Annotated in this window: 18 protein-coding genes; 15 read left to right on the plus strand and 3 right to left on the minus strand. The window is 62.8% G+C overall.

The annotated features are described in order from the left end of the window. The first annotated feature begins 2 nt into the window (after positions 1-2). The 3 genes from AB4Z13_RS26105 to AB4Z13_RS26115 are packed head-to-tail and all read left to right on the plus strand — an operon-like array spanning position 3 to position 2118. Positions 3-635 carry a precorrin-8X methylmutase gene (locus AB4Z13_RS26105; RefSeq protein ID WP_442207182.1) on the plus strand — a complete coding sequence of 211 codons (633 nt, stop codon included), beginning with the start codon at positions 3-5 and terminating at the stop codon, positions 633-635. Beyond that, positions 632-1357, plus strand: coding sequence for a precorrin-2 C(20)-methyltransferase (locus tag AB4Z13_RS26110; protein ID WP_442207183.1), 726 nt, complete (start codon positions 632-634; stop codon positions 1355-1357). Before AB4Z13_RS26105 ends, AB4Z13_RS26110 begins: the two co-directional genes overlap by 4 nt. Continuing rightward, the gene (locus AB4Z13_RS26115; protein WP_442207184.1) at positions 1354-2118 is read left to right on the plus strand and encodes a precorrin-3B C(17)-methyltransferase; all 765 of its coding nucleotides are present in this window, start codon (positions 1354-1356) and stop codon (positions 2116-2118) included. The genes AB4Z13_RS26110 and AB4Z13_RS26115 overlap by 4 nt, the downstream gene beginning before the upstream one ends. Here the strand turns inward: AB4Z13_RS26115 and AB4Z13_RS26120 are convergent. Beyond that, entirely contained in the window at positions 2082-2852 is a 771-nt protein-coding gene (locus tag AB4Z13_RS26120) for a cobalt-precorrin-6A reductase (protein ID WP_442207185.1), read from the minus strand. The two genes, AB4Z13_RS26115 and AB4Z13_RS26120, sit on opposite strands and share 37 nt — an antisense overlap. On the opposite strand from AB4Z13_RS26120, the gene cbiE reads away from it, so the two are divergent. Together cbiE and cobM are read left to right on the plus strand one after the other, a co-directional pair. After that, positions 2851-4080 (plus strand): precorrin-6y C5,15-methyltransferase (decarboxylating) subunit CbiE, encoded by a 1230-nt coding sequence (gene cbiE / locus AB4Z13_RS26125; protein ID WP_442207186.1) that lies wholly within the window; start codon positions 2851-2853, stop codon positions 4078-4080. The genes AB4Z13_RS26120 and cbiE overlap by 2 nt on opposite strands. 4 nt (positions 4081-4084) lie before the next feature. Next, the gene (cobM, locus tag AB4Z13_RS26130; protein ID WP_442207187.1) at positions 4085-4843 is read left to right on the plus strand and encodes a precorrin-4 C(11)-methyltransferase; all 759 of its coding nucleotides are present in this window, start codon (positions 4085-4087) and stop codon (positions 4841-4843) included. Between the two features lie 5 nt (positions 4844-4848). Here the strand turns inward: cobM and AB4Z13_RS26135 are convergent, their stop codons facing one another. Continuing rightward, a complete protein-coding gene (locus AB4Z13_RS26135) occupies positions 4849-5661 on the minus strand; it encodes a TIM barrel protein (protein ID WP_442207188.1) in 813 nt (270 codons plus the stop codon). Positions 5662-5872: 211 nt separating this feature from the next. Beyond that, positions 5873-6901 carry a LacI family DNA-binding transcriptional regulator gene (locus AB4Z13_RS26140; RefSeq protein ID WP_442207189.1) on the minus strand — a complete coding sequence of 343 codons (1029 nt, stop codon included), beginning with the start codon at positions 6899-6901 and terminating at the stop codon, positions 5873-5875. Between the two features lie 134 nt (positions 6902-7035). Between AB4Z13_RS26140 and AB4Z13_RS26145 the strand changes: the two genes are divergently transcribed. From AB4Z13_RS26145 to AB4Z13_RS26190, 10 genes are all read left to right on the plus strand, one after another. Further along, positions 7036-8124 carry a fatty acid desaturase family protein gene (locus AB4Z13_RS26145; RefSeq protein WP_442207190.1) on the plus strand — a complete coding sequence of 363 codons (1089 nt, stop codon included), beginning with the start codon at positions 7036-7038 and terminating at the stop codon, positions 8122-8124. 36 nt (positions 8125-8160) lie between these two features. Further along, the gene (locus tag AB4Z13_RS26150; protein ID WP_192732019.1) at positions 8161-8475 is read left to right on the plus strand and encodes a MocE family 2Fe-2S type ferredoxin; all 315 of its coding nucleotides are present in this window, start codon (positions 8161-8163) and stop codon (positions 8473-8475) included. 8 nt (positions 8476-8483) lie between these two features. Beyond that, positions 8484-9710 carry an NAD(P)/FAD-dependent oxidoreductase gene (locus AB4Z13_RS26155; protein ID WP_442207191.1) on the plus strand — a complete coding sequence of 409 codons (1227 nt, stop codon included), beginning with the start codon at positions 8484-8486 and terminating at the stop codon, positions 9708-9710. A gap of 50 nt (positions 9711-9760) precedes the next feature. Then, complete coding sequence (locus AB4Z13_RS26160; RefSeq protein WP_442207192.1) at positions 9761-10564, plus strand: 3-methyl-2-oxobutanoate hydroxymethyltransferase; 804 nt, start codon at positions 9761-9763, stop codon at positions 10562-10564. Positions 10565-10663: 99 nt separating this feature from the next. Beyond that, a complete protein-coding gene (locus AB4Z13_RS26165) occupies positions 10664-11560 on the plus strand; it encodes an NUDIX hydrolase (RefSeq protein WP_442207193.1) in 897 nt (298 codons plus the stop codon). Positions 11561-11631: 71 nt separating this feature from the next. Further along, complete coding sequence (nadA, locus tag AB4Z13_RS26170; RefSeq protein WP_442207194.1) at positions 11632-12603, plus strand: quinolinate synthase NadA; 972 nt, start codon at positions 11632-11634, stop codon at positions 12601-12603. Continuing rightward, complete coding sequence (locus AB4Z13_RS26175; RefSeq protein WP_442207195.1) at positions 12600-14144, plus strand: L-aspartate oxidase; 1545 nt, start codon at positions 12600-12602, stop codon at positions 14142-14144. Before nadA ends, AB4Z13_RS26175 begins: the two co-directional genes overlap by 4 nt. Before the next feature lies 1 nt (position 14145). Then, on the plus strand, positions 14146-15045 hold the full coding sequence (gene nadC / locus AB4Z13_RS26180; protein ID WP_442207196.1) for a carboxylating nicotinate-nucleotide diphosphorylase: 900 nt from the start codon (positions 14146-14148) through the stop codon (positions 15043-15045). A 219-nt stretch (positions 15046-15264) separates the two neighbouring features. Continuing rightward, complete coding sequence (locus tag AB4Z13_RS26185; protein ID WP_442207197.1) at positions 15265-16077, plus strand: aldo/keto reductase; 813 nt, start codon at positions 15265-15267, stop codon at positions 16075-16077. Between the two features lie 683 nt (positions 16078-16760). Continuing rightward, entirely contained in the window at positions 16761-18716 is a 1956-nt protein-coding gene (locus tag AB4Z13_RS26190) for a BTAD domain-containing putative transcriptional regulator (RefSeq protein WP_442207198.1), read from the plus strand. Positions 18717-18809: the final 93 nt, after the last annotated feature.

The raw sequence follows: 18809 nt of genomic DNA on the forward strand, positions 1-18809 counted from the left end.
CAATGCCAGACTACGATTATATCCGCAGCGGAGACGCAATCTACGAGCGCTCCTTCGCAATCATTCGCAGCGAAGCCGATCTTTCGCGTTTCTCGCCCGAGGAAGCCGATATTGCTGTCCGCATGATCCATGCCTGCGGGTTGGTCGAAGCCGCACAGAATTTCGTCTTTTCACCCGATTTCGTCCATGCCGCGCGCATCGCCCTGCAGGATGGCGCCCCGATCTTCTGCGATGCGGAGATGGTGTCGCATGGTGTGACGCGGGCCCGGCTGCCGGCTCAGAACGAGGTGATCTGCACTCTGCATGATCCGCGCACCCACGAGCTTGCCCATCGGACCGGCAATACCCGCTCGGCTGCCGCTATCCATCTCTGGCTCGACCGGCTCGCCGGCAGCGTGATTGCGATCGGCAACGCACCCACGGCCCTCTTCCATCTTCTCGAATTGTTGCGCGACGGGGCACCGAAACCGGCGGCGATCATCGGCATGCCGGTCGGCTTTGTCGGGGCTGCCGAATCCAAGGATGCGCTTGCGGAAAACTCCTATGGCGTTCCCTATGCGATCGTGCGCGGCCGGCTCGGCGGAAGCGCCATGACGGCGGCCGCCATCAATGCGCTTTCGAGGCCCGGCCTATGAGCGGCCGTCTGATCGGCGTCGGCACCGGGCCTGGCGATCCGGAGCTTCTGACCATCAAAGCGGTGCGCGCAATCGAGGGTGCCGACGTGATTGCCTATTTCGCCAAGCAGGGCAGAAGCGGCAATGGCAAGGCAATCGTCGAGCATCTCTTGAAGCCCGACATAGAACTGTTGCCGCTTTATTATCCTGTCACGACCGAGCTCGACAAGGACGACCCGCTCTACCAGAGCCGCATCACCGATTTCTACAATAGATCCGCCGATGCCGTTGCCCGTCAGCTTGAGGCAGGCCGCACGGTCGCGGTGCTGAGCGAAGGCGACCCGCTCTTCTATGGCTCTTATATGCATCTGCATGTGCGGCTGTCGCAGCGCTACCCGACCGAAGTCATTCCCGGCGTCAGCGCCATGTCCGGCTGCTGGTCGCTGGCGGGCATGCCGATCGTCCAGGGCGACGACGTGCTCTCCGTGCTGCCGGGCACGATGGGCGAGCAGGAGCTGACCCGGCGTCTTGCCGATACAGAAGCCGCCGTCATCATGAAGGTCGGCCGCAACCTGCCGAAGATCCGCCGTGCTCTGGAGGCCGCCGGGCGTCTTGGCGACGCGCTCTATGTCGAACGCGGCACCATGGCAAATGCCGCAATGGTCAAGCTTGCCGAACGCGGCGAGGGCGATGCGCCCTATTTCTCGCTGGTGCTGGTGCCCGGCTGGGAGGCCCGCCGATGAGCGGCCGGCTATTTGTGATCGGCACCGGTCCCGGCAATCCGGAGCAGATGACCCCGGAAGCACTGGCCGCCGTTGAAGCCGCCAATGATTTCTTCGGCTACGGACCCTATCTCGACCGCCTGACGCTGCGCGCCGACCAGACCCGCCATGCTTCCGACAATCGCGAGGAACTGGACCGGGCAGGGGCTGCTTTGGCGCTCGCCACCGGGGGTGCTGATGTCTGCGTCGTCTCCGGCGGCGACCCCGGCGTCTTTGCCATGGCCGCTGCCGTCTGTGAAGCGATCGACCAGGGGCCGGCGGAATGGCGCGGCGTCGATCTCACCGTTCTGCCCGGCATCACCGCCATGCTGGCGGTTGCCGCGCGCGTCGGTGCACCGCTCGGGCATGATTTCTGCGCACTGTCGCTATCGGATAATCTGAAGCCCTGGACCGTCATCGAGAACCGTCTGGCGTTAGCGGCACAAGCCGGTTTTGTCATTGCCCTCTATAATCCGATCAGCAAGGCCCGCCCCTGGCAGCTCGGCAGCGCCTTTGAACTGCTGCGCCGGCATCTGCCGGCCACTACACCCGTCATCTTCGGCCGCGCGGCCGGACGACCCGACGAGCGGATTACCGTGCAGCCGCTTGAAGGAGCCGATGCCGCCATTGCCGATATGGCGACCTGCGTGATCATCGGTTCGCCCGAGACCCGGGTGATTGCCCGTGAAGGACGGCCGGATCTGATCTATACGCCGCGCTTCATGGCCGGGGAGACGAGATGATCGATCGCCTCGAGCGCCGCTTCCACCGTTTCGACCGACGTCATGATGGCAGCGGGCGCGCGGGCGATCACGACAACCTTGATACCGAGCAGGCGTGCGGCCTCGATCTTGGCATAGGCCGCCATGCCACCGCTGTTCTTGGTGATGACGGCGTCGATACTGTGCTGCCGCATCAGGTCGATTTCGCTCTCGAGCGTGAAGGGACCACGGTCGAGGACGTAGTCGACATCGGCAAGGGCAAGCGGCGGATCGACGGGATCGACGCTGCGCACCAGATAGAAATGCTGTGGGGCGACCTCGGCATGATGGGCGCCCTGACGTCCGGTCGCCAGAAAGACGCGGCGCGGGGCGGGGCCAAGTGCCGCAATCGCCGCCGGAATATCCGCAACGATATGCCAGTGATCGCCCGGTTCGGGCATCCATTCAGGGCGAACGAGCGCGAGCGCACGGATACCGGTGCGTTCAGCAGCAACGGCGGCATTGGCCGAAATGCGCTCGGCGAAGGGATGGGTGGCATCGACCAGCAGGTGATAGCCTCCTTCCGTCAGGAATTTCGCCAGCCCCTCCCCACCGCCGAAACCGCCGATACGGACGGGAACCGGTTGCTGGGCGGGAGCCTGCGTGCGGCCCGCCAGCGACAGGAGAATGTCGAACTCTTCCCGCGTGGCCAGTTCTGCGGCGAGCCTGCGCGCCTCGCTGGTGCCGCCGAGGATCAGAATACGGGTCTTCTCCATGTCTGACACCTCCCCCTCCGGCCCGCGCTGGCTCACTCTTATCGGCATCGGCGAAGATGGTCCAGACGGGCTCGCCGAGGAGGCTAAGCGCCGGATCGCTGCTGCACCCGCCGTCTTCGGCGGTGCGCGCCATCTTGAACTTGCTGATAGACTGATCACCGGCGAACGCTTTGCCTGGCAGAGCCCCTTCGAAAAATCGGTCGAGGCGATCGAGGCTCGGCGCGGCACGCCCGTCGCCGTGCTGGCCTCGGGCGATCCCTTCCTTTACGGCGTCGGGGCGACGCTGTCACGCCGTTTCGCGGCGCACGAAATGCACACCATCCCGGCACCCTCCGCGTTCAGCCTTGCTGCGGCGCGTCTCGGCTGGCCGCTGCAGGAGACTGCCTGTGTGTCGCTGCATGGACGCCCGCTCGACCTCATCCGCCCGCATCTGCATGCCGGCAGGCATATTCTGGCGCTGACCTCTGACGAGAAAGGGCCGGAGGCGCTGGCCGACCTGCTTGTCGCCAACGGCTTTTCCGAGACACGGCTGACGGTTCTGGAGGCACTCGGCGGCGGGCGGGAGCGCATCCGCAGCGCGACGGCATCGGGATTTGATCTCGACACGATCGACCCGCTGAATGTCTGCGCCCTCGAGGTGGCGGCGGGGAAAGCGGCACGCATCCTGCCTTATGCTTCAGGTCTCGACGACGCGCTTTTCGAGCATGACGGTCAGATCACCAAGCGGGAGATCCGCGCCGCTACCCTGTCGGCACTGTCGCCGCGCCATGGCGAACTGCTGTGGGATATCGGCGCCGGTTCCGGATCTGTTGGCATCGAGTGGATGCTCGCCGATCCGTCGCTCAAAGCAATCGCCATCGAACAGGCGCCGGAACGGGCTGCCCGCATTGCCCGCAATGCCGTCTCATTCGGCGTGCCGCAGCTTGCCCTCATCGAGGGGACGGCACCTGTTGCGCTCGCCAGCTTGCCCGCACCCGATGCGATCTTCATCGGCGGTGGCGGCAGCGAGACCGGCGTCATGGATGCCGCGATCAAAGCATTGAAGCGGGGAGGTCGGCTCGTTGCCAACGCCGTCACGCTGGAAATGGAAGCGTTGCTGTTCGCCGAATATGCGGCGCGCGGCGGCGCACTGACGAAAATCGAAATCGCCCGCGCCGCACCCGTCGGCCGCATGAGCGGCTGGCGGCCGGCCATGCCCGTGACCCAATGGCGCTGGACCAAGGAATAGAAGAATGGTCGTTCATTTTATCGGCGCCGGACCGGGTGCAGCGGATCTCATCACGGTGCGCGGACGCGACCTGATCGGCAAATGCCCTGTTTGCCTCTATGCCGGCTCCATCGTCTCGCCCGAGCTCCTGCAATATTGCCCCTCGGAGGCGCGCATCGTCGATACCGCACCGCTGTCGCTGGACGAGATCGAGGCCGTATTTCTTGATGCCGCCAATGCCGGCCAGGACGTGGCGCGGCTGCATTCGGGCGATCTCTCCGTCTGGAGCGCGGTTGCCGAGCAGATCCGCCGGCTGGAGAAACACGGCATCTCCTATACGATGACGCCGGGCGTTCCAGCCTTTGCGGCAGCGGCCTCAGCACTCGGCCGCGAATTGACGATCCCCGCCGTGGCGCAGAGCCTCGTTCTGACGCGTGTCTCGGGTCGCGCCTCGCCGATGCCGAATGAGGAGACGCTCGAAAAATTCGGCGCGACGGGGGCGACGCTGGCAATCCATCTCGCCATCCATGAGCTGGCTCAGGTCGTGACTGGACTGACGCCGCTCTACGGTGCCGATTGCCCTGTCGCCATCGTGGTGAAAGCCAGCTGGCCGGACGAGCGTATCCTGCGCGGCACGCTTGCCGATATCGAGGAGAAGGTGGCGGCCGAGCCGATCGAGCGCACGGCCATCATCTTCGTCGGCCGGTCGCTTGCATCAGAGGATTTCCGCGAAAGCTCGCTCTACGACCCCGCCTATCAGCGCCGTTTCCGCGGACGCGAATAGGCGTCTCAAACCTTCGCGGCGATATAATCCATGCTCGCCTTCAACGCGGCGCCGGGGTCCTTCAGCATATGGACTTCGGATGCGAAGGGCTCGAAGGAGAAGGGGCCCTTGTAGCTTGCCTGCAGCAAAGCGCGGATCTGGCCGGCATTGCCAAGCCGGTCATCGGCATCGACGAGAACGCGGTGCGGATCACGCATGTCGGCGACGGAAACGGCGGCATCGCTGACGCCGGAAATATGCACGAGCCCCGTCAGATGCGGGAAGAAATGCGTTTCGCCGGCAAGGTGATGGTGGAACGTGTCATGCACCAGCCGGAAGGTCGGCTGCACGCCCAGCGTCTCGATCGCATCGGCCGCTTCCGCCTTGGAGCGCAGCGAGCAGATTTCGAAGCCGAGCGGTTCCACCAGACCGACGATGCCTGCGGTATCGAGCATGGGGCGGAGTGCCGTCAAGGACTGGCGCAGATTGGCCTGGCGCTCGCCGTCGATGCGACCCGTACCGTCATTCTTGGGAACCAGCACCAGCGCCTGCGAGCCGACAACCCTTGCATAATCGATCAGCTCGCGAGCTTCCCGCTCGCGCGTCGCATTCCATTCGTTGAAGCGCTGCAGCGCGTTGATCGAGATGATCGCAACGCCGTGGCGGGCCGCCGCCTCCTTGATGACCTCAGGCTTTGTACCATCGAGAATCGCATTGCCTGAGAGATCATTACGGATCTCCACCGCGTCGATGCCGAGCGAAGCGGCAAGCGCAAAGAAATCCTCGATCGGAAGCGAAGGTGCCGCCATATGGTTCAGCGCGAAACGGATGGATGCCATGCGAAATCTCCTCCTCGCCCCTCATGCGTGAGAAGCATTATGAATGACTAATCCAATCTCTACTGGAATTTGCCGCCCAATCCATCCGCTGGACACTATCAAACTCTATCATCGCTGCTAGATTTTCTGCACGAATGATAGAATTCCATCATTCACTCAGCATTCCGCAATTCCGGGCGCAAAACCGCTTCGAACTTGTGCTGGAATTGCTCTAGATATTCTCAGGCAGAAAGATCTCGAAGGGCAGGAAGGACTGGCCAGGGATGGTGATCTCGCCCTCTTCCAGCGCGCCGGTCATCAACGCCACCACTTCCTTGCAGAGCGCCGGCAGCGGCGTGCCGATCGCCATGGTGACGATGCCGTCGGCAAGGCCCGCCTTGCTATCGGCGGTGAGTTCGTTGACGATGAGCACGATGCGGCCGCCGATCTCCTCTTCCCGGAATGCCGAGATCGCCCCTTCCATGCCGCCGCCACAGACATAGAGGCCGACGAGATCGGGATGTTTCTGCAGGAGCGTCAGTGTCGCCTCATGGGTGATTTCGGGTGTCTCCAGATTGATCAGCGTTTCGACCACTTCGAAATCAGGCGCCTCCTCGCGAAAATAGGAGCGGAAGCCCATTTCGCGAAGCTCGTGGCCATGAAAACGGTGACTGCCGACGAAGCAGGCGACCTTGCCAGGCCGGCGGGCAGCTTTGGCAATCATCCAGGCGGCGGTGCGACCAACCTTGCGGTTGTTGACGCCGACATAGGCGTCCCGCACCCCTGTCGCGAGATCGGACAGCAGCGAGAAGACCGGAACGCCGCGCGCCTTCAACTCCTCGACGGCTGCCGTCACGGCCGGATAATCCGGCCCGACAAGCGCGACCGCCTGGCTTCGGGCGCCGAGCAGCTTGATCTTTTCGATGATGGCGGCGGGCGTAGCCGCAGCGGGATATTCCACTTGCGTCTGGATCCGCGCAGTTGTGACGTTGCGGGCCGCCGTTTCGATCTCGCGGGCAAAGGCTTGGTAGAAGGGCTGCGTCGGCTTCTGCAGCAGGAAGGCCAGCCGATATTGCGGCAGATCCTCGAAGAGGCGCTGGCGGATCAGGCCGACGGCGTGGTAGCCGATCGATTGCGCGGCATCATAGACACGGCGCGCCGTTTCCTCGCGCACCCGATGGCGGCCGTTCAGCACGCGATCGACGGTCGCAACGCTGACGCCGGAGACCTGAGCGAGATCGGAGATTGTTGGGCGGCGCATAGCTATTCCTGATGGTTTTCAATCATGAATGAAAGCCGTCTTTGATGGCTTTTGATAGAATATATCAAGCCTGCATTGAGCGCCTTTCGAAGTCAACCTATTCTCCTGATCCAAGAGCTGATGAGGAGGAAGGCATGGCTGGCGAGGCAACAAAGCGCGATTACCGCCTCTTGGGAGAGAGCGGCAGGACGGCGGTCGAAACCGGTCTTGCGGCCGCGCAATGGTATCATACCGATATTGCCCGCAAGGAGATGAAGGCGCTGATGCAGCGCTCCGACGACCAGGCGATCCGTGACACCGCGCTCTGGCTCGGCAGTATGGTGATCTTTGCCGCGCTCGGCATTTTCTTCTGGGGCTCCTGGATCGCCGTGCCTTTTTTCCTCGCCTATGGTGTGCTCTACGGTTCGGCCTCCGACAGCCGCTGGCATGAATGCGGCCACGGCACCGCCTTCAAGACGCGCTGGATGAACGATGTCGTCTACCAGATCGCCTGCTTCATGATCATGCGCAATCCGGTGACCTGGCGCTGGAGCCATGCCCGCCACCATACCGACACCGTCATCGTCGGCCGCGACCCTGAGATCGCCGTCATGCGCCCGCCCGATCTCTTTCGGCTGATCCTGAATTTCTTCGGTATCCTCGATGCCTGGCACGCGGTCATCGACATGGTCCGAAATTCGGCCGGCGTCATCAGTGCTGCGGAAAAGACCTTCATTCCTCAGATGGAGCAGCCGAAGGCGATCCGCATTGCGCGTATCTGGCTTGCGATCTACGCCGTCACCATTGCGCTTGGGCTTTACCTGGGCTCGATCCTGCCCCTGATGCTGATCGGCCTGCCGCGCCTCTATGGCGCCTGGCATCACGTGCTGACCGGCCTGCTGCAGCATGGTGGGCTTGCCGACAACGTCATCGACCACCGGCTGAACAGCCGCACGGTCTACATGAACCCGATCAGCCGCTTCATCTACTGGAACATGAACTACCACGTCGAACACCACATGTTCCCGATGGTGCCCTACCACGCGCTGCCGAAGCTGCACGCGATGATCAAGCACGACCTGCCGGCGCCCAATCCGTCGATCTGGTCTGGCTATAGGGAAATGATCCCGGCTTTCCTGCGCCAGCTTCGCAACGAAGACTATTTCCTGAAGCGGGAACTGCCGGCGACAGCGCGGCCCTATCGCGAGGAATTTCACGCCGAGCTGGCGCCTGCGGCCCAGTAGGCTGCTCAATAGAACAAGATCGAGGGAGGAAAAGAGATGAGCGGAAACTGGATCGAGGTTTGCGGCAAGGACGAGATCGACGAGGAGGATGTCATCCGCTTCGACCATGGCGGGCGCACCTTCGCGGTCTATCGCAGCCCGGACGATGAGTTCTTTGCGACTGATGGGCTCTGTACCCATGAGCAGATCCATCTCGCCGACGGCCTCGTCATGGACGAGATCATCGAATGTCCCAAGCACAATGGCCGCTTCAACTACAAGACGGGCGAGGCCAAGGGCGCCCCCGTCTGCGTCAACCTCAAAACCTATCCCGTCAAGATCGAAGGCGGCGCCGTCTTCATCGCGATCTGAGGTGCGCCATGGCCCATTTTGTCATCCTAGGGGCAGGGGAATGCGGGGCACGCGCCGCCTTCGCGCTGCGGGAAAAGGGATTTGACGGTGAGATCACGCTCGTCGGTTCCGAACCGCACGCTCCCTATGAGCGCCCGCCGCTCTCCAAAGCCGGCCTTGCCGGCAATGTCGATCCGAAATTCATCGCCGCACAGGAAACCTATGAGGCCGGCAATATCCGCCTGCTGACTGGTATCACGGCAACCGGCCTCGATGCCGCGGTCCATACCGTTACCCTGTCAGACGGCAATCGCCTCAACTATGACCGGCTGCTGCTTGCAACGGGCGCCAGCGCCCGCGCCTTTCCCAATGCTCCCAGTGAAAGCAGCCATATCCGCCTCCTGCGCACGCATCATGATGCGGTGACGCTGCGCGCCATGCTGCAGCCCGGCAAGCGGCTTGCCGTCATCGGCGGCGGCTTCATCGGCCTGGAGGTTGCAGCAACCGCGCGTCAGCTTGGTGCCGATGTCGTTCTCGTCGAAGGGCTGGAGCGGGTGCTGAAGCGCGGCGTTCCCGAGGATGTCGCCCATCTTGTCGCCGAGCGCCACCGTGCAGAGGGCGTCGATCTGCGCTGCGGTGTCTCCATCAAATCCCTGACGGAGCGGGATAGCAAGGCTGTCATTCGGCTTTCCAACGAAGAGACGGTCGAGGCCGACATTGCGCTTGTCGGCATCGGCGCCCGGCCGAATACCGAGCTTGCCGAAGCGGCCGGACTTGTTATCGACAACGGCATTGCCGTCGATGACCGGCTGCGCACCTCCGCCGCCGATATATTCGCTGCCGGCGACTGCTGCTCCTTTCCACTCACAATCTATGGCGGCCGGCGTGTGCGGTTGGAATCCTGGCGCAATGCGCAGGAACAAGGCACGCTTGCCGCCGCCAACATGCTGGGCGCCGATGAGCCGGTCTCCGCGGTGCCGTGGTTCTGGTCAGATCAGTATGAGATGACGTTGCAGATAACAGGGCTTGCCGATGGCGCGGTCGCCCATCTGCGCCGCGATCTCGGCGAGGGGACCTTCATCCTTTTCCATCTCGACGCCCAAGGCCGGCTGATCGCCGCAAGCGGCATCGGGCCCGGCAATGCGGTCGCCCGGGACATCCGTCTGGCGGAAATGCTGATTGCCGCACGCGCCCATCCCGATCCGGCCGCGCTGACGGCCAGCAACGTCAAGCTGAAGACGCTTCTCGCCGCCTGACCGCTTCCCCGAATACCGACCCAATGAATACTGGCCCAAAGGATATTGCGATGAAAAAACATAATCGCGCCACGGTCGCCGACCTCCTGGCGCTCAAGGGAAAACGGCAGCTCACGATGCTGCGCGTCACCTCGCTCGATGAGGCGGAAGCGGCGGAAAAAGCCGGCATGGACATGATCTCCGTGCCGCCAGCCCTCTTGGGACCGGTCTTTCGCGAGGCGGCCCCCACACTCTTTGCCATTCCCGGCCTCGAATATGGCGACCATGTCTCGGCCGAGGACTATATAGGCGAGGCCTTCAAGGCGCTGAAGGCGGGCGGCGATGCCGTCTATTGCGCCGCAAGCCTGCAGACGATCCGCCGCATGCGCGACGAGGGTATTCCCGTCTGCGGCCATGTCGGACTGATCCCTTCGAAGGCGACCTGGACCGGCGGCTTTCGCGCCGTCGGCAAGTCGGCCGCTAGCGCCTTCGACGTCTGGCGCCAGACGAAGGCGCTGCAGGATGCCGGCGCATTCGCGGCCGAGATCGAGGTCGTTCCCGGCGATGTCGCGGCTGCGATTTCCAACCGCACCTCGATGCTGATGGTCTCGATGGGCGCCGGGCGCGGCTGCGATGCGCAGTATCTCTTCGCCGACGACGTGCTCGGCACGACCAGAGACCACACGCCGCGACACGCCAAGGTCTACCGCAACTTCGCAGCCGAATATGACCGGCTACAGCGCGAGCGCATTGCGGCCTTCAGCGAATTCGTCGAGGATATCCGCTCGGGAGCCTATCCGGAAAAGCGTCATCTTGTCGGTATCGACGAAGCCGAGTTGCGCAATTTCCTGCATCGGCTGGAAGCCGAGGGATAGAAGGCCCTCGGTCGCTGGGGAGAAGAGGAACCCGTCATTGGCATCTGATGCGCCCTGTGTCAGAGAATAGAGCGATCACGAACAGATTCTCAGGCTCTGGTGACGATAGGCTTTGCACATGCGGAATTGATCGCGGTTCTCGTCGCGGTGACGGGCGATGAACCGCGTGTCATGACGATCCAGAGTGGCGATGCGCTTCCATCAGGCCCTTTCGAGATGGGGCATCGCACCCTGCAGTCAGGCCTGCGCGAATGGATCCAGGAACAGACCGCCCATCCCGTCGGTTTCCTCGAGCAGCTTTATACTTTCGCCGACCGCGACCGGAACAACGACATCCAGGGCGGACGCACCATATCCATCAGCTATCTCGGCCTCGTTTACGAACAGACGGGCGCCGGACGGCCGGGCTGGCACGGCTGGTATGAATATTTCCCCTGGGAAGACCATCGCGACGGGCGGCCAGCCGTCATGGACGAATTGATCGCACGGTTGCGCCTGTGGGCCGATGCCGATCCCGCCAGGCGCGAATATCGTCATCGCCGCGCCGATTTTACCTTCGGGCTCGATGGCGGCGGCTGGAACGAAGACCTGACATTGCAGCGTTACGAACTGCTCTATGAGGCGGGCCTTGTCACGGAAGCCGGCGCTAGCAAGAACGACAATCTCGGCCGGCCGATGTTTGCCGACCACCGACGGATTCTCGCGACCGGCATTGCAAGGCTTCGCGCCAAGATCAAATACCGCCCGGTCGTTTTCGAACTTATGCCCGAAAGCTTTACGCTTCTGCAATTGCAGCGGGCCGTCGAAGCGCTGGCCGGCCTGACGCTGCATAAGCAGAACTTCCGCCGCCTGATCGAACAGCAGGAACTGGTGGAGGAAACCGGCGAGGCGACGAGCGAAACCGGCGGCCGGCCGGCCAAGCTTTTCCGCTTCCGCCAGACCATTCTCGAAGAGCGCGCGCTCGCCGGAACGAAATTACCGCTCTCCCGCAATTGACATATGCTCACCGTGAGAATATCTCTGTGCGCAGGATATGCTCAAATCGAGCATAATTGATGGAGCCGGCCATGAACCACCTTGTATCCGCGTCGTCCCTCTATGATCGCGTCAGCCGCGTCATTCCCAATGCCGAATGGATGATGTTCCAGGACGATGTCGATGCGATCCTCGAGTTGAAGCGCAAGCGCAACGCCGTCATCCTGGCGCATAACTATCAGACGCCGGAAATCTTCCATGGCGTGGCCGATATCGTCGGCGACAGCCTGGCTCTGGCGCGGAAAGCCATCGAGGTCGATGCCGACGTGATCGTGCTGGCCGGCGTGCATTTCATGGCCGAGACGGCAAAGCTCCTGAACCCGGAAAAGACAGTGCTGATCCCCGATATGGGGGCCGGCTGTTCGCTGGCGGACTCGATCACGCCCGAGGATATCGCGCTGCTGCGCCAGGCTCATCCAGGCGTGCCCATCATCACCTATGTCAACACGTCTGCAGCCGTCAAAGCGGCCTCGGACATCTGCTGCACCTCGGGCAATGCCAAACAGGTCGTCGAATCCCTTGGCGTTCCCCGGGTGCTGATGATCCCGGACGAGTATCTTGCCCAGAATGTCGCCAAGGAAACCAATGTCGAAATTATCGCCTGGCATGGCCATTGTGAGGTGCATGAGCTTTTCACTGCCGAAGATGTTCGCCAATTGCGGGAGAACCACCCCGGCGTGACGGTGCTTGCCCATCCCGAATGCCCGCCGGATGTCGTTGCCGAGGCTGACTTCGCCGGCTCCACCGCCGTCATGTCCGATTATGTCGGGCAGAAGAAGCCGGCCCGCGTCGTGTTGCTCACCGAATGCTCGATGAGCGATAATGTCGCCGTGCATCATCCCGATGTCGAATTCATCCGCCCCTGCAATCTCTGCCCGCACATGAAGCGGATCACGCTTTCCAATATCCGCGCGGCACTGGAAGAAAACCGCCACGAAGTGACCGTCGATCCCGCGATCGCTGTCGCTGCTCGCCGGGCTGTCGAGAGGATGCTGGCAATATGAGCGAGATTGCTGACCAAGTCACCGGCCGCACCGTCATCGTCGGCAGCGGCCTTGCGGGACTGATGACGGCGCTGACGCTTGCGCCGGAGCCAGTTGTCATCGTCACGCGCGCTGGCCTCGGCGCTGAAACGTCGAGCGCCTGGGCGCAGGGCGGCATTGCCGCCAGTCTCGGTGCCGATGACAGCGCCGGCCTGCATCTGGCCGATACGCTCGCCGCCGGCGACGGGCTTTGCGATCCCGTCATCGCTGCCGGCATCGTCGCCGAGGCGCCGGCCGCGATCGCCGCGCTGGAGCGAGCAGGGGTCGGCTTCGACAAGACGCCGGATGGCAGCTTTTCCCTGGGGCTTGAGGCCGCCCATAGCCGCCGCCGCATCGTGCATGCGCAAGGCGACGGCTCGGGTGCGGCGATCGTGCGTGCACTGGTCGCAGCCGTTACCGCGACACCCTCCATCACCGTGCTCGAAGGGCTGGAGGCCCGCCGCATCCTGACGGACGAGAGCGGTGTCAGCGGCCTCGTCTGCGCGAGCGAGAATGGCGCCGTCATCCTTCCGACACGGCGGATCGTGCTGGCGACCGGCGGCATTGGCGGCCTCTATGAGGCGACGACCAATCCGACCGGCAATTTCGGGCAAGGCATCATGCTTGCCGCGCGCGCCGGCGCCGAACTTGCCGACATGGAATTCGTGCAGTTCCACCCGACTGCACTTGATTCCCGCCGCCGGCCACTGGCGTTGGTGAGCGAAGCCGTGCGCGGGGAGGGTGCCGTGCTCGTCAATGAGAGCTGCGATCGCTTCATGGCCGGCGTGCCCGGCGCTGAATTGGCACCGCGCGATGTGGTGGCCCGCGCCATCAGCGCCGAACTCGCGCGTGGCGGCAGGGTGTTCCTCGACGCGCGCGCAGCACTTGGCGATCGTTTCGCCACGCGTTTTCCGGTCATTGACGCTCTGTGCCGGGAAGCCGGCCTCGATGCCTCGCGTCAGCTGATCCCGGTGCGCCCTGCCGTCCATTATCACATGGGCGGGGTAGCGACCGATGCTGCCGGCCGCAGCTCCATTGCAGGCCTGTGGGTTGCCGGCGAGGCGGCCTCAACCGGCTTGCACGGCGCAAATCGGCTCGCCAGCAATTCACTACTGGAAGCCGCCATCATGGGAATGCGTGCGGCACGTGACATTCTTGCGACCCCAACCGAAAAACCCTCGACAGCTAAATCCGTAGTAACGCTGCCCGCGGCGGCCGATCCTTCGCCCGTCCGACCGATCGTCTCGCGCCATCTCGGCGTATTGCGCAATGCAGGTGCCACCCATGGCGCCGTCGCAAGCCTGCTGCCGCTTGTCGAAGCCGAGGGGCCGGCTTCCGATCCGGCAATCGTTGCGCTGTTGATTGCCGTCTTCGCGAGCCTTCGAGCGGAATCGCGCGGAGCCCATGCGCGCACCGATTTTCCGCTGAAGCGGGCCGAAGCCGTACGGCGGAAAATGACGCTGAGTGACGTCCTGGAAATTGCCAGGGCGACCGCTTCCCATCCCCTTGCAAGGAGTGCCTGAGATGAACCTCGCTTCCCTTCCGCGCGTCATTGTCGAGCCGCTGGTGCGTGCCGCCCTTGCCGAGGATCTCGGCCTTGCCGGTGATATCACCTCGGCAGCTGTCATCCCGGAAGAGCATCGCTCGACGGTCGTCATGGCCGCCCGCCAGCCGGGTGTGGTTGCTGGTCTCGACGCCGCAGACCTTGCCTTCCAGCTCGTCGATCCCGCCATCACGATGAGGCGGCATCTGTTTGACGGTGCCGCCGTAGAGCCAGGCAGCCTGATCGCCACCATCGAAGGCCCGTCGCGCGGGCTGTTGACGGCCGAGCGCACGGCACTGAACTTCCTCGGCCATCTCTCGGGCATCGCCACAGTGACATCAGGCATCGTCGAGGCGATCCGCAACACCAAAGCCTCCGTCGTCTGCACCCGCAAGACGACGCCCGGCCTTAGGGCGCTCGAAAAATATGCCGTGCGGGCGGGCGGCGGTATGAACCACCGCTTTGCGCTCAATGATGCGGTGCTGATCAAGGACAATCACGTCGCCATTGCCGGAGGCGTGGCAGAAGCGATCCGCCGCGCCAAGGCCGGCGTTGGCCACATGGTCAAGATCGAGGTGGAGGTCGACACGCTTGATCAATTGCACGAGGCCATGGGCGAAGGGGTCGATGCCGTCCTCCTCGACAATATGACGCCCGATCAGTTGCGCGAGGCCGTCGGCATCGTTGCCGGTCGCGCCATCACCGAAGCCTCCGGCCGCGTGACACCGGCAACCGCGCCTGCCATTGCCGCCTCCGGCGTCGACCTGATCTCGGTCGGCTGGCTGACGCACAGCGCCCCGGTTCTCGATATCGGTCTTGATTTCGTCGAAGCCGCTGCCGAAAGCGCGACGCCATTGCGCCGGCTTGCCCAGGCTTTCTAAGATGGCTTTGTTTTTCGGGCTGCCCAAACCGCCAGGATGATACAGTAGCCGACCTCGGCCGGCTGCCGTATCAGCTCCAAATTTGCGCCCGTATTTTCTTTAAACCGCCATCAGGATTTGCCCGAAATTCTATCGGCGTTTTTCGCTGGACACAGCCTCAAGCTATTGCAAAGCTCCGCAAGCCCGCTGGAGGAGCGAGGCGAATTGGAGGCAATAGATTTGCAAAAACATGATGTTATTCCGTTGGTGGGATTTGGCACCTTTGGGCGCAACGGCAAGGATGGTATCGATGCGATCCTGTGTGCGCTCGAAACCGGCTATAGGCACCTCGACACTGCGCAGACTTATGATACCGAATTCGAAGTCGGCGAAGCGCTGCATCGCTCGGGCCTGAACCGAAACGAGGTCTTCCTGACGACGAAGATCTCGACCGACAATTTCGGTCCCGGCGCACTCGTTCCCTCGCTGGAAAAGAGCCTCGAAGCGCTCAAGGTCGACCAGGTCGACCTGACGCTGATCCACTGGCCCTCGCCCAATGGCCGCATTCCGCTCGACGTCTACATCACCCAGATCGCCGAAGCGCAGGCCCGCGGCCTGACGAAGCTGATCGGCGTGTCGAATTTCACGATCGCCCTTCTGGAGGAGACCGAAGCGCTGCTCGGCAAGGGCAGGATCGCCAACAACCAGTTCGAGCTCAATCCGATCCTGCAGAACAAGAAGCTCGCAAACTCTTGCCGGGAAAAAGACATTCTCGTCACCTGCTACCTGCCGATCGCCCGCGGCATTTTGTCCGACGAGCCGGTGCTGAGCACAATCGGTGAAAAACACGATGCGACGCCGGAACAGGTGGCGATCGCCTTCGAACTCGCCAAGGGCTATTGCACCATCCCGACATCGGGCCGGCCGGAGCGCATCCGCTCGAACTTCAAGGCAAGCTCGATCAGGCTTTCACCTGAGGAAGTCGCCCGCATCGAAGCCATCGACCGCAATCATCGCGTCGTCGATCCGGACTGGGGCCCGAAGTGGGACTAGGTTGTTCCGGCGGCCGACGGTTGCGTGCGACCGGGTCGAGCGCGGTCGCGATGATCGCCAAACAAGCCGCGTGTCGGCGTGAAGGGCAGGCGTTGCTCATGCAAGCAGTCCTTCGTTTTCGCTAGCCGGACTCGACCGCGCGTTCGTCCGACAGGCCGCAGTTGCGGCGCTTGGCCGCTGATTTCAGCCTTTACATCATTGTCTCAATCGCGTCGTAACGTGCACGATAGTCGGTCTGACAGAGTAATGAACCGCTGCTGCCGCAGTGGCGGAATTGCGGTTGCTTGAGGCTTCGGAGGCGATACAGAACGCCGGTGGCTTCCCGGCATCGAACGCGCAGTGCCCTGATTTGGGCGACGGTTTGGAGATTGGGTGTGAGCGATCGTATCAACGATATTTTTGTCATTGGCGGCGGGATCGAGGAAACCACGGCATTGGACGAATACATCGCGGCAGCGCCGGTTCGCATGGCGGGATGATGCTCCGAACTAGAGCGGCGTCTCACGTCCATATGCAGTATTCGTAAAGTGTGTTGGTAGCAAGCACCGGCGGGAGCGTAAATATTCGATGAAAATATTGCTCCAGCAAAGCAAAAGCGCTTCCCGTTGCCCGCTATTCACTCTAACATCATGTAATCGGTCGGTCCGTTCCAAGCGTTCCGGCTTTTGAAGGTGAGAACCCTGATGGACGGGTCAACCGGGGAAGTGAAAGCGAACAGATTATGTCTGCTCGGCAGGCCGCGATTGTCGGCCGCCGGGACTGAGCTTCCGTTGCCCGAAAAGTCCTATTTCCTGCTGGCAATGTTAGCGCTGTCGGCGGAACCGCTGGTCGACCGTGAAACCATCCGATGCCAGCTATGGCAATCCGAACTTCCCGAAAAACGGGCCGGCAGCCTTCGCCAGCTTCTGTCGCGCATCGACCAGAGCATTCCCGAAGGCCTGCCGCCCTTGCTGACTGCCACGCGCACCCATCTCGGCCTAGCGCCCGGCTGGGAGATCGACCTCAATATCCTCAAGCAGAAGGATGTGCTGGGGCCGGACGAAAGCAGTATCCTGCTCGGAGAATTGCTCGAAAGCGTCAAATCACCAACGCAGGGTGCCGAGGACTGGCTGACGTTCGAGCGCCAGCGGATTAACGAAGCGCGCTCGGCGCATCTTGTCCGCCTGTTGGAAAGTCAAGACGAGCGCCCGGACGAGGAACAGATCGCCTTCGCCAAGCGGCTGATCGAGCTCGACCCCGCCAATGAGATCGCCTGCCGGGCGCTGATGCGCGCCCACGCCCGCATGAATGACCTGCCGGCGGCGCGTCAGGCCTATCTGAAATGCCGCAGCCAGCTCAAGGACGATTTCGATATCGAGCCGGACGAGGCCACGACGGCCCTTGCCCGCGAACTCGGCATCCTGTCTGCGGTACAGCCGGCGGCGGCGGAACGTCCGCATCCGGTGTCGGAATTGCTGATCGATCCGGCCGGCCAGCCGCGCATCGTCATCCTGCCGCCCGAAAGCATCTTTACCGACCCGCTGATGGAGCGCGTCGGCCGCGCGCTGCTCGAAGATGTCACGATCGGGCTCAGCCAGCAGCGCGGCTTCAAGGTGATTGCCGCTCATACGAGCCTGGAAATGCTGAGCCGCGCGCTCGACCCGACGCGCCCGACCATCGGTCCGCTCGACCTGTCCTTCGACTATGCCGTCTATGTGACGATCCAGAGCCGCGACGAGGATGTCTATTCTACCTGCCGGCTGACGCGCACGGCGACTTCCGAAGTGCTCTGGGCGGTTGAAATTCCTTTTGCGATGCAAAAAATCAGCGAAGCCTTCAGCCAGCTGACCCGGCGTATCGTGATGACGCTTGCCGATACGATCGAGCGCTACGAACTGGCGATGCCGCTTGGCGACGTGCCGGCTTCCGCCTATCGTCTCTATCTCGAAGGCAAGCGGCTGATTTCACAGACCGACCTGCAGCACCTGCGGCAGGCGCGCAAATGGTTCAAGTCGTCCCTCAGCCGCTACGAACATTTCTCGCCGGCCCATGCCGGCATGTCTCGCGCCCTCGGCATGGAATGGCTGATCCGCGGGATGCGCGATCGGGAACTGCTCGACGAAGCCTACAGCGCCGCAAGGATGGCGCGGCAGACCGACCCGAACAGCGGCCGGGCCTATCGCGAACTCGGCTTCGTGGCGCTCTATCGCCGCCGGTTCGAAGAAAGCCTCGATTCCTTCCAGCAAGCTCAGGATCTCAATCCCAACGATGCCGACATCCTGGCCGATTTCGCCGACGCACTTTCCCATGACGGCGATTTCGATCGGGCCCTCGAGCTCAGCCGCGCTGCCTTCAAGCTCAATCCGCTGCCGCCGGACTATTATTACTGGAACCTCGGCGGCATCCATTTCATGCGCGAAGAGTATGAAAAGGCGATCGATGCGCTGGAGCCGGTGAAGGCAAAACAGGCGACGGCGCGCCTGCTCGCAGCCGCCCATGCCATGGCGGGCGATACTGCGAAGGCTCGGAATTACGCCAAGGTGGTATTGGAAAACTTCCCCGATTTCCGCAGCGAAGGGATCCGTCATTTCGTCCCCGATCGCGATCCGGCCTTCACCGAACCGTTGATAAAGGGCCTGCAACTCGCCGGTCTTCCGTGATACACAGCCTTTTAACGAAGCCTGTAACGCTTAAATGACGCAGGCAATGTTCTTTTTGAATGGTTAACGGCGGTCAGCCGCCCAACCATTTGG

Origin of the sequence: Rhizobium sp. YAF28 (assembly GCF_052113285.1) — a bacterium.
Classification (GTDB): Bacteria; Pseudomonadota; Alphaproteobacteria; order Rhizobiales; family Rhizobiaceae; genus Rhizobium.